At 63.9% G+C, this 13,521-nt stretch carries 10 protein-coding genes; 6 read left to right on the top strand and 4 right to left on the bottom strand.

What is annotated here, in order from left to right; translation table 11 throughout:
* The 4 genes from AUR_RS18460 to AUR_RS18475 form a co-directional block, all read right to left on the bottom strand.
* Positions 1–1,033: alpha/beta fold hydrolase (locus tag AUR_RS18460; protein ID WP_128397274.1), on the bottom strand; the 1,033-nt coding region annotated here is incomplete at its 3' end.
* Entirely contained in the window at positions 1,026–1,538 is a 513-nt protein-coding gene (locus tag AUR_RS18465; protein WP_062096838.1) for a GNAT family N-acetyltransferase, read from the bottom strand. The genes AUR_RS18460 and AUR_RS18465, both read right to left, overlap by 8 nt.
* 49 nt (positions 1,539–1,587) lie before the next feature.
* Positions 1,588–2,973 (bottom strand): CoA transferase, encoded by a 1,386-nt coding sequence (locus tag AUR_RS18470; RefSeq protein ID WP_062096839.1) that lies wholly within the window; start codon positions 2,971–2,973, stop codon positions 1,588–1,590.
* A 23-nt stretch (positions 2,974–2,996) separates the two neighbouring features.
* Positions 2,997–5,531, bottom strand: coding sequence for a DEAD/DEAH box helicase (locus AUR_RS18475; protein ID WP_062096840.1), 2,535 nt, complete (start codon positions 5,529–5,531; stop codon positions 2,997–2,999).
* An 83-nt stretch (positions 5,532–5,614) separates the two neighbouring features.
* Here AUR_RS18475 and AUR_RS18480 point away from each other — a divergent pair, with 83 nt between their 5' ends.
* The 6 genes from AUR_RS18480 to uvrC all read left to right on the top strand — a co-directional run bounded on the left by AUR_RS18480 (position 5,615) and on the right by uvrC (position 13,471).
* Complete coding sequence (locus AUR_RS18480; RefSeq protein WP_062096841.1) at positions 5,615–6,388, top strand: trans-aconitate 2-methyltransferase; 774 nt, start codon at positions 5,615–5,617, stop codon at positions 6,386–6,388.
* A gap of 142 nt (positions 6,389–6,530) precedes the next feature.
* The gene (locus tag AUR_RS18485) at positions 6,531–6,911 is read left to right on the top strand and encodes a GntR family transcriptional regulator (protein WP_021470399.1); all 381 of its coding nucleotides are present in this window, start codon (positions 6,531–6,533) and stop codon (positions 6,909–6,911) included.
* 65 nt (positions 6,912–6,976) lie between these two features.
* A complete protein-coding gene (uvrA, locus tag AUR_RS18490; RefSeq protein WP_062096842.1) occupies positions 6,977–9,904 on the top strand; it encodes an excinuclease ABC subunit UvrA in 2,928 nt (975 codons plus the stop codon).
* A gap of 80 nt (positions 9,905–9,984) precedes the next feature.
* A complete protein-coding gene (locus tag AUR_RS18495; RefSeq protein ID WP_062099190.1) occupies positions 9,985–10,701 on the top strand; it encodes an HAD hydrolase-like protein in 717 nt (238 codons plus the stop codon).
* Entirely contained in the window at positions 10,688–11,356 is a 669-nt protein-coding gene (locus AUR_RS18500; RefSeq protein ID WP_021470402.1) for a lysophospholipid acyltransferase family protein, read from the top strand. The genes AUR_RS18495 and AUR_RS18500 overlap by 14 nt, the downstream gene beginning before the upstream one ends.
* Before the next feature lie 102 nt (positions 11,357–11,458).
* Positions 11,459–13,471, top strand: a complete 2,013-nt coding sequence (gene uvrC, locus AUR_RS18505; protein WP_021470403.1) for an excinuclease ABC subunit UvrC — start codon at positions 11,459–11,461, stop codon at positions 13,469–13,471.
* Positions 13,472–13,521 lie beyond the last annotated feature (50 nt).

The following is a 13,521-nucleotide window of genomic DNA, read 5'->3' on the forward strand; positions in this document are numbered from 1 at the left end:
CGCCGGTGAGAAGGGGTTCGTCCGCGGAGGGTTCGAACTCCGGGTACTCCTCCAGGACCCGCCAGGCTGCCCACTTGGTGGCCTCGCCCTGCGCGTAGATGGACTCGTGCAGTACGGCGTACAGCGGGTTGCCGGCACGGCTCACAAGCGAACGGACCTGCTCAAGGAACGCTTCTGACAGACGGGGTCCCGTGGCTGTTTCGATGAACGCGTCCTCCAGGAGGTAATGCAGGGCATCTACCCGCGTGTTGCCACCGAGGAATGAGCCCACCATCTGGAACCTTTCCGGGGTGAGCCGCTCGCCGCTGGCCAGATGCTCTGGTTGGTCCGCCAGATGGCGCATGATCCGGGTAATACGCCCGCGGTCTTCGGGGTACCAGGCGAAGTATTCGGCGTTGCGCGCGGCAACGCGACGGAAGGTAGCACGGTACACCCGTTCGGCCGGCCCTTGGAGGGGCGCGAGGCCGCCGGTGATAAGGACTTCACGAAGTCCCTCCGGTGCAAAGGACAGGTAAGTGAGTGCGCAGAATCCGCCGAAGCTTTGGCCCAGCACCGTCCAAGGTTCCGCCCCGAGGATCCGGCGAATCATCTCGGCATCGGCCACGATCGAGTCAGCCCGGAAGTGCGCCAGGTACTCGGCCTGCCGCTCTGCGTCTCCGCGACGTGCCAACGATTGGAATTCAATGGGCGTGGACAGGCCGGTACCGCGCTGGTCCAGCATCAGGATGCGAAAATCCTTGGCCGCAGCCTTCATCCAGCCGGACAGGGAGGTTACCCGGTTGCCGCGTCCGCCCGGTCCACCCTGAAGGTACAAAAGCCAGGGCAAGCGTGCCGCGTCCTCCGCCGAGTGTTCCGTGGAGGTGTACTCGCGGGCGAAGACCGTGATGGACTCTTCGCCAGGGATTGCCTCGCGGCCGTTATGGCCCGCCCAAGCCTCCACCGGGCCATGGTCAAGGGGCACCGTGAAGAAGTGTTCCACGGTGCGGAGGCCCCGGAACTCGTGCCTTGCGCGGATGCTGTGCAGTTCAGCCACGCGCCAACGCCCTGTCCGGCGCCCCGGCTGCCGATCCGAAAGTATGAAGGGCTTCGCCCGTCAGGCGGAACGTGGACCACTCCTCCATGGGTAGCGCGCCCAGGTTCTTGTAGAACTTGATGGACGGTTCATTCCAGTCCAGGACGCTCCACTCCACGCGTGCGTATCCGCGTTCGACGGCGGTAGCGGCCAGGTACTGCAGCAGCGCCTTTCCGTGGCCCTCGCCACGGGCTTCGGGCCGGACATAGAGGTCCTCGAGATAGATGCCGTGGACGCCCTCCCACGTCGAATAGTTCAAGAACCACAGGGCAAATCCCTGGACCTCGCCGGCCGCGTTCTCTGCCATGTTTGCGAACACCCGGGGGTTGTCTCCGAAGAGGACCTCGGTGAGTTTTTCGGGCGTGTTCTTGACGGCGTCCGGTTCTTTTTCGTAGATGGCGAGGTCATGGATCATGCCAAGGATCGCGGGGACATCATCAGCGGTTGCGGGGCGGATTACACTCATGGTTCCGAGCTTACTAGCGCCCGGCCCCGGGTGCCTGATGCCGCAAAGCTCAGGCCTTGCCCCACAAGAGCTGTGACGAGCCATAGGCCACAGGCGCGCGGGTGTAACTGACAGGAACACCGTCGGCCAGCAGCGGCGGACCGACGAACCGGAGATGGCCGTGGACGCTCTCCATCCCGTGGTATCCAGGTTCCGGCAGTGGCTCCGGCAGTGACGCCGGCTCGTGGCCGGGAACCTGGGCCGGAAGGAGTCCGGCCCCGAAAAGCTCCTCAGCGGTGCGGACCAGCGACATCGTGGCCACACCGCCCCGGCCCGTGCGGGTCCGTTCGGCAAGCAATCCCAGAATGGCCGCTGCCAGGCCGTAGCCCGTTGCGTGGTCCAACGCCTGGACCGGAAGCGCACCCGGCCGCCATCCGGCGTCGCCGTCGCTTCCGTAGTCAGCAGCGATGCCACAGGCGGCTTGGACAATACTGTCGAAACCCCGGCGCTCCTGCCACGGACCGGCACCCCAGGCGTTAAGCGTCGCCACCACCAGTCCACCATTGTCCCGTGCCAGATCACCCGTTCCCAGTCCGAAGCGCTCCAGGCTTCCGGATCGGTAGCCTGTGACCACGACGTCGGCCCGTGCCACCACAGCGCGCACCTCGTCCAGAACCGAAGGCACCGAGAAGTCCGCCACGACGCTTCGTTTGTCGAATCCGCAATCGAGGAACGCATCGGGAAGTTCGGGAAGTCCGGGCGGGTCGATCCGGAGGACGTCCGCCCCCAGCGCGGCGAGGAGCCGGGTGGCCGTTGGTCCCGCTATGACCCGTGTCAGGTCGAGGACCCTCAAGCCCTTCAACGGACGGGCGGCATCGCCCCCCGGCACCCAGCGGCGTTCCCCTGATGATCCCCCGGACTCCCTCAGCGCGATCCAGGGACCGCGGCTTGCCGCCTGGTGCATGGGGGAGCGGGTCCATTCCGCTCGGGTTCGAACAGCCGCGGCAACGCCGCCTTTGGCGGTAATCACTGATTCCGCTTCCGACGCTGTCAGCTCCCTCAAGGCGGGGCCGACGTCGGCGGTTGAGGAAACGCAAAGGGCCTGCAAAAGCCTGGCCGCGTGGTGCGGATAGTTGGCATGCAACCTGACCCAACCGTCCGACGTCGGACGGAAGCCGGAGAGGGGCGCGAAACCTTCCGGCTGCTTTCCGGCGATCCGCAAGTGCCGCAGCGAGTCAAAGGCGGCTGCGGTCCCCGCTGACGGGACCGAATAGGCCGACGTGCCTGTCAAGGCGTTGAGGGCGGTCGCCGCAGCCTGGACCGACCCAATGGCGAGGCCCTCCACATCCAAGGGCCCGCGCCACCACAGGCGCGGCCCGGACCATTCCGCAACAGGCACGTCCTTGACGGCCTCCAGTGTACGGAGGCTGTCGGCCAGATTGGGAACAGGATGCATTCGCGCCTCTTCGCTATGACCCGCTACAAGCGGCCGGCGTCGGTCACGCGGACCACGGCGGTTCCCGTTTCATCGGAGGCCTGGAGGTCGACTTCCGCCGAGATACCCCAGTCGTGGTTGCGGGCGGGGTCGTCAAAGATTTGGCGGACGAGCCACTTCCCGGGTTCCTCGGTGATGATCAGCAACCCGGGTCCGCGGGCATCGGGACCTGTTCCAATGTCGTCGTGTTCGTCGAAGTAGTCGTCCAGGACTTCTTCCCAGCGATCGCCGTCCCAACCGCCCTCGCCGTCGAGTTCGCCCAAGGCGGCCGAGTCTTCGTCAGCAAACAGCTCCACCCTGCGGAACATCTCGTTGCGCACCATCACCCGGAATGCCCTGGCGTTGGATGTCAACGACGGCGGAGGCGGCGGGGGAGCATCATGCGGCGTCGGAGCCAGCCCGGCAGTCAGTTCCTCCCATTCGTCAAGGAGGCTCGAGTCCACCTGGCGGACCAGTTCCCCCAACCATGCGATGAGGTCTTCGAGGTCCTCCCGCAGCACGTCCTGGGGTACGGTCTGCCGCAGGGCCCGGAAGCCGTCGGCGAGGTAGCGCAGGACGATCCCTTCGGAACGTGCCAGGCCATAGAACTGGACGAACTCGCCGAAATTCATGGCGCGCTCGTACATATCGCGAATGACCGACTTGGGCGCCAACTCGAAGTCACCCACCCACGGTGCCGCCTTGCGGTAGACCTCAAAGGCCTCGCCCAGAATTCCGGCAAGGGGCATCGGGTACGTGACTTCCTCCAGCATGGCCATGCGTTGGTCGTACTCGATGCCATCCGCCTTCATGGCTGCGACGGCCTCGCCGCGGGCCTTCTTCTGCTGGGCAGAAAGGATCTGGCGCGGCTTCTCAAGCGTGGCCTCGATGACCGAGACGACGTCCAAGGCGTACGACGGCGACTCCGGATCGAGCAGCTCCAAGGCAGCCAGCGCGAAGGGGGAGAGAGGCTGGTTGAGGGCAAAGTTGGGCTGCAGATGGACCGTCAGCCGCACGGAACGGCCCTCAGCGTCCTGTTCCCCGGGAGGAACGCGCTCAACGACACCTGCCGCCAGCAGTTCGCGGTAGATACCCAAAGCCTTCTTCATGAGCTTGAGCTGGGATGCCCTGGTTTCGTGGTTCTCCGTCAGCAACCGGCGCGTCGCCAGGAAGGGGTCGCCCGGCCGTTCCAGCAGGTTCAACAGCATTGCGTGGGTGACCGTAAAGCTCGAGCTCAGCGGTTCCGGCGTCGATTCCACCAGTTTGTTGAATGTCGGTTCCCCCCAGGAGACAAAACCTTCAGGCGGCTTCTTCTTCACCACTTGGCGGAGCTTCTTCTGGTCGTTGCCGAACTTCGCGGTCGCCTTGGCCATGGCCTTTGTGTTCTCGACAACGTGTTCCGGAGCCTGCACCACCACTGTCCCGGCGGTGTCGTACCCGGCCCGGCCCGCACGGCCGGCAATCTGGTGGAACTCGCGGGAGTTAAGCAGCCTGGTGCGAACGCCGTCGTACTTGCTCAAAGCGGTGAGCAGCACCGTGCGGATAGGGACGTTGATACCGACGCCCAGGGTGTCCGTGCCGCAGATGACTTTCAAGAGTCCGGCCTGGGCCAACTGCTCCACGAGCCGGCGGTACTTGGGCAGCATTCCCGCGTGGTGCACCCCGATTCCGTGGCGGACAAGGCGGTTCAAGGTCTTCCCGAAGCCGGCCGCGAACCGGAAGTTCGCGATCAGCTCGGCGATGCGGTCCTTTTCTTCGCGGCTGCACATGTTGATGCTCATCAGGTTCTGCGCGCGCTCGATCGCTTCCGCCTGGCTGAAGTGGACCACATAGACCGGGACCTGTTTGGTGGAGAGCAACTCCTCCAAGGTCTCGTGGACGGGGGTGACGTGGTAGTAGTAATGCAGCGGGATGGGCCGCTCCGCCGAGCTCACGGTGGTTGTGGGCCGCCCGGTCAACTCCGTCAGGCCGCGCTCGAACCGGGTGACGTCGCCCAAGGTGGCGGACATCAGCAGGAACTGTGCCTGCGGCAGTTCCAGCAGCGGCACCTGCCACGCCCAGCCGCGTTGCGGGTCGGAGTAGAAGTGGAACTCGTCCATCACCACTGAGCCAAGTTCCGCAGCCGCCCCCTCGCGCAGCGCGGTGTTGGCCAGGATTTCGGCCGTGCAGCAAATGATGGGGGCGTCCTGGTTGACCCCGGAATCGCCGGTGATCATGCCGACGTTCTCCGCGCCGAAAATCTCGCAGAGGGCAAAGAATTTCTCGGAGACAAGCGCTTTGATGGGAGCGGTGTAGTAGCTTCGTTGGCCCCGGGCCATGGCCTCGAAGTGGGCCGCGATCGCCACCAGCGACTTTCCTGAACCCGTGGGCGTCGCCAGGATGACGTTGTTGCCTGCGGCGAGTTCCATGATGGCCTCGTCCTGAGCGGGATAGAGCTGCAACCCGCGGCTCTCCGTCCATTCGACAAACCGCGTGTAGATCTCGTCAGGGTCGAGGGGCCCGGCGCCGGTGGAAGCTGGAAGCTGCTCTGGAAGTTTCATTGGTTTCCAGCTTAGTGCCCGGACGCACTAGGCTCGCTCAGGTCAGCAGTACCTGGTCCGGAGCTTGCCTGAAGGGTTGTCGAATGAAGTGGGATCCCAGTAGATACGTCCAGTTCGGTGACCATCGTGACCGTCCCTTCCATGACCTCGTTGCCCGGATCCGGGCCGATGACCCCACCCGGGTGGTGGACCTTGGATGCGGGCCCGGCAACCTTACCGCCACCTTGGGAAGGCGTTGGCCGGAAGCACGGGTGACGGGGATCGATTCGTCTGCCGAAATGCTGTCCAAAGCTGCCGCGCTGGCCGAGCCCGGCCGCCTCGGCTTCCAGCACGGCGATATTGCCGATTGGCAGCCGGAGCCGGACGTGGACGTCGTCGTCACCAATGCAGCACTCCAATGGGTCCCCGGCCATCAGGAAATGCTGGCTTCCTGGTTGCGCGCTTTGCAGCCAGGGGCCTGGTTTGCCTTGCAGGTCCCCGGCAATTTCACCTCGCCGTCTCACACCCTGATGCGTGAACTCGCCGACTCGCCCGCCTGGGCGCCGCGCCTGGCCGGGGTACTGCGGCACGACGCCGTCGGCAGCCCTGCTGACTACCTGAACATCATGCTCGACGCCGGTTTCACGGCTGACGCTTGGGAAACGACCTACCTGCAGGTGCTCCCGGGCGGGGACCCTGTCCTTGATTGGGTGCGGGGCACTGGACTCCGGCCGGTACTGGCAGCCCTGTCTCCGGCCGAGGGAGCCGAATTCGAGCACGAATACGCCGCTATGCTGCGTCAGGCCTACCCTCCATCGAAGCATGGCACCGTGTTTCCGTTCAGGCGGATCTTCGCCGTGGCACAGAGGAATCCGTGACAGGCAACAGCGCCGTACGCTTTCCCGCGAGCCGTCACAGCTTGTCCCGGCACTTCGACGCTGGTCTAATTTTCGGCATGGACCAAGGACGTTTCGCTGATCAAGGCACCGCCGCCCAGGTGCCGCCCTGCCGGTGCCCGCAATGACCGGCAACGGTGAGTTTCCTGGAAACTGGCGTCCGAACACCAACAGCGGGGTTGCCCTGTTCGAGCAGTTGAGGCTGCGGATCATCGAACTGGCCGACTCCGGCGTCCTGGCCGTGGGTGCCAAGCTTCCCCCGGTGCGGAACCTTGCCGGGGTCCTTGATGTTGCGCCCCACACTGTTGCCCGGGCCTACAAGGAACTCGAAGCCGCCGGCGTCGTTGCCACCAGGGGCCGCAATGGGACCGTGATCTGCGCCCGCGACGACCGGTGGGGCGCTTTGGCCGAAGTCGCCGCCCAATATGCGGCAGCCGCGAAGGCCCAGGGGGCATCGTTCGCGGAGGCGGTGCAGCTTCTGGCCGCAGCCTATGATGCCGACTGATACCGCCGGGTAGGGTGTGAGCAACGACATGGAAATTCGAAGACGTTTTCGACTAGCATTGTTGGGTGCCCAAAGCCTTAGCTGAAGATACAGCCGTCCATGACCTGAACACTGTTTCCGTCGCACCTGACGCCAAGCCCGTGCGCCCGGATCTGTCGCGCCTGGTGGTCAAGGGTGCGCGTGAGCACAACCTCCGCAATGTCGACCTCGATCTTCCCAGGGATGCGATGATCGTCTTCACCGGGCTCTCCGGATCCGGTAAGTCGTCCCTTGCCTTCGACACCATCTTTGCTGAGGGCCAGCGCCGCTACGTCGAGTCGCTGTCCGCCTATGCGCGCCAGTTCCTGGGACAGGTGGATAAGCCCGACGTCGACTTCATCGAAGGCCTCTCGCCCGCGGTCTCCATCGACCAGAAGTCCACCAGCAAGAACCCGCGCTCAACCGTTGGCACCATCACCGAGATTTACGACTACATGCGCCTCTTGTGGGCCCGTGTGGGACGTCCGCACTGCCCGGTCTGTGGTGAGCCCATCACGCGGCAGACTCCGCAGCAGATTGTCGATCAGCTGCTCGAGCTCGACAAGGGCACGCGCTTCCAGGTCCTCGCCCCGGTGGTCCGCGGCCGCAAGGGCGAATTCGTGGATCTCTTCAAGGAGCTCACGGCCAAGGGCTACTCCCGCGCCCGGGTGGATGGTGAACTGGTCCAGCTCAGTGAAGCTCCCAAGCTGGGAAAGCAGTTCAAGCACACCATTGAGGTTGTGGTGGACCGCCTGGTGGTCAAGGAAGATATTGGCCAGCGCCTCACCGACTCCGTGGAAACCGCCCTGGGCCTGGCCGAGGGCCGCGTACTGGTCGAGTTCGTTGACCTCGACGCCGAGGACCCCGCACGGATTCGCGCTTTCTCCGAGAACCTGGCATGCCCCAACGAACATCCACTGGCTATTGACGAGATCGAACCCCGCTCCTTCTCCTTCAACAACCCTTTCGGCGCCTGTTCTGCCTGCAGCGGTATCGGTACCAAGCTTGAGGTGGACGAGGAACTGATCGTTCCCAACCCGGAACTCTCCTTGGCCGAGGGCGCCATTGCGCCGTGGTCGATGGGCAGTGCCACCACGGAGTACTGGAACCGGCTCCTGGAAGGTCTTGCCTCGGAGCTCGGCTTCTCCATGAATACGGCCTGGGAAAAACTGCCGAAGGACGTCCGCAACACGGTCTTGCACGGCAAGGACCACAAAGTGGTTGTGCAGTACCGGAACCGCTTTGGCCGTGAGCGCAAGTACAGCACCGGCTTCGAGGGCGCCATCCAGTATGTGCACCGCAAGCACGGCGAGACGGACTCCGATTGGGCGCGGGACCGGTACGAAGAGTACATGCGCCAGATTCCCTGCCCCGAGTGCAACGGTGCCCGCCTCAACCCGGCATCCCTCTCGGTGCTCATCAACGGCAAATCCATCGCCGAAGTCGCTGCGCTGCCCATGCGGGAGTGCGCTTCCTTCCTCGGCAACCTGACGCTCACCGGCCGTGAAGCGCAGATTGCACACCAGGTCCTCAAGGAGATCCAGGCCCGCCTGACGTTCCTCCTGGACGTCGGCTTGGAGTACCTGAACCTGGAGCGCCCGTCCGGCACCTTGTCCGGCGGAGAGGCCCAGCGTATCCGCCTGGCCACGCAGATCGGTTCGGGATTGGTGGGCGTCCTCTACGTACTGGATGAGCCTTCCATCGGCCTCCACCAGCGCGACAACAGGCGCCTCATTGAGACCTTGACCCGGCTGCGGGACCTGGGCAACACCCTCATTGTGGTGGAACACGATGAAGACACCATCCATGAGGCCGACTGGGTAGTGGACATCGGACCGGGCGCAGGTGAGCACGGTGGCCAGGTGGTCCACTCGGGCACCTACAAGGAACTGTTGGCGAACACGAAATCCCTGACCGGTGATTACCTGTCCGGGCGCCGGAAGATCGACGTCCCCGCCAAGCGCCGCAAGTACGACAAGAAGCGTGAGCTGAAGGTCGTTGGGGCACGCGAAAACAACTTGAACAACGTGGACGCGACCTTCCCGCTGGGTCTGTTTACTGCCGTGACGGGCGTCAGCGGCTCCGGAAAGTCCACTCTGGTCAACGAGATCCTTTACAAGGTCCTCGCGAACAAGCTCAACGGTGCCAAGCAGGTAGCCGGAAGGCACCGGACAGTGAACGGCCTGGAGCACCTGGACAAGGTGGTCCACGTCGACCAGAGCCCCATCGGCCGGACCCCCCGGTCCAACCCGGCAACCTACACCGGGGTCTTCGACAACATCCGGAAGCTCTTCGCGGAAACAACGGAAGCCAAGGTTCGTGGCTACCTGCCAGGACGGTTCTCCTTCAACGTCAAGGGCGGCCGCTGCGAAGCCTGCTCGGGAGACGGCACGTTGAAGATCGAAATGAACTTCCTGCCGGACGTGTATGTGCCCTGCGAGGTCTGCCATGGTGCCCGCTACAACCGGGAAACGCTGGAAGTGCACTACAAGGGCAAGACCATCGCCGATGTCCTCAACATGCCGATCGAGGAAGCTGCCGAGTTCTTTGCGGCGTTCACTCCGATCGCCCGGCATTTGAAGACCTTGGTGGACGTCGGCCTCGGGTATGTTCGCCTTGGCCAGCCGGCCACCACCTTGTCGGGCGGCGAAGCGCAACGCGTGAAGCTGGCAGCCGAGCTCCAGAAACGCTCCAACGGGCGCAGCATCTACGTGTTGGATGAACCCACCACCGGCCTGCACTTCGAGGACATCCGGAAGCTCCTCATGGTCCTTCAGGGCTTGGTGGACAAGGGCAACACGGTGATCACCATCGAACACAACCTGGACGTGATCAAGTCCGCCGACTGGATCGTTGACCTCGGTCCAAACGGTGGCTCCGGAGGCGGCCGGGTGGTGGCCACAGGCACGCCCGAGCAGGTGGCCAAGTCGACCGAGAGCCACACGGCAAAGTTCCTGGCCGAGATTCTCGGTTAACGGCCCTTTACTGCGGTCGAAGTATTCCCGTAGCGGCATGCGAGTTTCAGGCATGCCGCTACGTGTGGGAAACTAAGCCGGTGACTCATACAAAGGTGCCCGTAATTTTCGATCTGGACGGCACCCTTGTCGATCCAGCAGGCGGTATCACGGGAGGCATCTCGACTGCCCTGCGGGAAATGGGACTACCGGTTCCGGACCAGGCCGTGCTGAATTCGATGGTCGGACCCAAGCTCAGCGACGCGTTGCTGAATCTTGCGCAGGTGCCCGCGGCCCTGGTGGATGAGACCATCCACCGCTACCGGAGCCATTACCGGGAAGCCGGAATTGCCCAGAGCAAGCTCTACCCCGGCATCTTCGATCTCTTGGAGTTCTACGCCGAGTCGGGCCGGCCTACCGCTGTGGCAACACAGAAACCGCAAGGGATTGCGCGGCTGGTTCTTGAGCACCACAACATCGCAGACTTCTTCGTTGCCATTCACGGAGCTCCGGACGACGAATCACTCGGTACGAATGCCGCCCCCGGCAAGGTTGGCATCGTTGGGGCCGCGTTGGCCTCACTGCACAGCCAGCCGGCGGTCATGGTCGGCGACAGGCACCAGGATGTCGCCGGGGCCATGGCGAACGGCCTGGACTGCATTGGTGTCAGGTGGGGATTCGCTCCCGACGGCGAACTTGAGGAAGCCGGGGCTGTGGCCGTGGTAGCCACGACGCTGGAACTGCGAAGCAAAATTGAAGAACTTGATGCTGTCCGAGCGGCGGCCCTGAGCGAGGTACATAACGATGGCAGTATTTGATGCGATCCGGTGGACTACCCGTGGACTGATTTCCACCACGTGCCGGCCAACGGTCATCGGCCTTGAGAATGTGCCCAAAGAAGGCCCCTTCATCGTCGCACCCAACCATCTTTCCTTCCTGGACAGCGTCATTGTCCAGGCGCTCATGCCTCGGCCGGTAGCTTTCTTCGCCAAAGCCGAATACTTCACCACCAAGGGCGTCAAGGGCGCCGTCATGAAGTCCTTCTTCGAAGCTGTGGGTTCCATCCCCGTCGAACGCGGCGAACAGGCAGCCAGCGTCCAGGCGTTGAAGACCCTGCTGGATATCCTCGAGGATGGCAAGGGCATTGGCATCTACCCTGAGGGAACCCGATCCCGGGACGGGATCCTGTACCGCGGACGGACCGGAGTGGGCTGGTTGGCGTTGACCACTGGCGCACCTGTCATTCCGGTGGGACTCATCGGCACTGAGAAGCTGCAGCCGGCAGGCAGGAACGCTGTGCGCCCCCAGCACTTCACCATGAAGGTGGGCGAACCGCTGTACTTCGAAAAGACCGGCCCTGACCATTCACTGCCGGCCCGGCGCGAAGTTACTGACCGCATCATGGATGCCATTGCGGCGCTCAGCGGGCAGGAGCGCTCCACCAGCTATAACCAGAGCAAGGCGGTGGAGTAGCCCGCCCGGGTACCCGCCATCCAGTGCGCCGCCCATCCTCTGCACTGACCATGCTGCACGGCGGCGGCGTATGCTGTCCGCCCCGATCACTAGACTTGAAACGTGGCACATCCAGCAAGTTACCGCCCTAAAACAGGCGAAATCCCCACCAACCCCGGCGTATACCGCTTCCGCGACCCGCACGGCCGCGTCATTTACGTGGGCAAGGCAAAGAACCTCCGTTCCAGGCTGAATTCGTATTTCGCCAATCCGGCGGGCCTGCTGCCCAAGACGCACGCCATGGTGCACGCCGCGAGCAGCGTCGAATGGACGGTGGTGGGCAGCGAGCTGGAGTCGCTGCAACTCGAGTACACGTGGATCAAAGAGTTCAAGCCGCGCTTCAACGTGGTGTTCCGGGACGACAAAACGTACCCGTACCTCGCAGTGACCATGGGGGAGAAGTACCCCAGGGTCCAGGTCATGCGTGGCGAGAGGAAAAAGGGAACACGCTACTTTGGCCCCTACACCGCAGGCGCCATCCGCGAGACCATGGACACCCTGCTCCGGGTCTTCCCGGTCCGCAGTTGCAGCGCAGGCGTTTTCAAACGCGCCCAGGCCAGCGGCAGGCCGTGCCTCCTGGGGTACATCGACAAATGTGCCGCGCCGTGCGTGGGCCGGGTGAGCCCGGAGGAACACCGGGGCCTGGCCGAGGACTTTTGCTCCTTCATGGGCGGGGAAGCCAAACGGTTCATCAACAAGCTCGAGAAGGACATGGCCGCCGCGGTTGCCGAACTCGACTATGAGAGGGCAGCGCGCCTCCGGGACGACATCATCGCCCTTCGCAAGGTCTTTGAACGCAACGCAGTGGTCCTGTCCGAAGACACGGACGCCGATGTCTTCGCCCTGCACGATGACGAACTCGAAGCGTCCGTCCAGGTCTTCCACGTGCGCGGCGGGCGGGTCCGCGGCCAGCGTGGCTGGGTGGTGGAGAAAGTGGAAGACGCCACCACTCCCGAGCTCATTGAGCACTTGCTCCAGCAGGTTTACGGCGAGGACAGCGAAGTCCAGGGCCGCATTCCGCGCGAGGTCCTGGTTCCTGAAATCCCGAGCAACCATGACGAACTTTCCGAATGGCTGGCCGGCCTGCGTGGCGCCAAGGTGGACATCCGAGTGCCGCAGCGGGGGGACAAGGCCGCCTTGATGTCCACCGTCAAGGAAAACGCGGAACAGGCCCTGAAGCTGCACAAGACCCGCCGGGCAGGGGACATCACGGTGCGTTCCCTCGCCCTGCAGGAACTCCAGGAAGCACTGGAACTGCCTGTTCCGCTGCTTCGGATCGAATGCTTCGACATCTCCCACGTCCAGGGCACCAATGTGGTTGCATCCATGGTGGTGGTCGAGGACGGCCTGCCCAAGAAGTCCGACTACCGCAAGTTCTCCATTACCGGAGCGGCTGCCGCGGACGACACCGCGGCAATGCACGACGTCCTCACCCGCAGGTTCAGGCACTATCTAAACGACAAGGCCGAGCAGGTGCCCGTGTCCGGTGAGATCGTCAACCCGCTCCAAAAGGCGGTGACGGGCGCTACCGAAGAGTCGCCGTCGGACCCGTCCCAACCGGCGCCGAAAGCCAAGTTCGCCTACCCGCCCAACCTGGTGGTGGTGGACGGCGGACAACCGCAGGTGAACGCCGCTGCGCGGGCCTTGGCCGAGCTGGGGATTGACGACGTCTACGTGGTGGGCTTGGCCAAAAGGCTTGAAGAGGTGTGGCTGCCGGACAGTGATTTTCCGGTGATCCTTCCGCGCACGTCCCAAGGCCTCTACCTGCTGCAACGTATCCGCGATGAGGCACACCGCTTCGCCATCACGTTCCACCGGCAAAAGCGCGGCAAGGCCATGACGGTCTCGGCACTGGATGGTGTTCCCGGCCTGGGAGAAGCCAAGCGGAAGGCCCTCGTGGCGCATTTCGGGTCCTTGAAGAAGATCAAGGCCGCTTCCGTCGAAGAACTGACGTCGGCCAAGGGGATCGGGCCCGCCCTGGCTGCCGCTGTTGTCCGGCACCTCGGTTCCGCAGAGAATACAGAGGACGCCGCACCGGCCATCAACATGACCACCGGCGAAATCCTGGAATCTTAGTTAGGGTAAGAACTTGACCGGTGGCCGCGTTCGCGATGCCGCCGGCGCAT

Source organism: Paenarthrobacter ureafaciens (genome assembly GCF_004028095.1).
GTDB lineage: Bacteria > Actinomycetota > Actinomycetes > Actinomycetales > Micrococcaceae > Arthrobacter > Arthrobacter ureafaciens.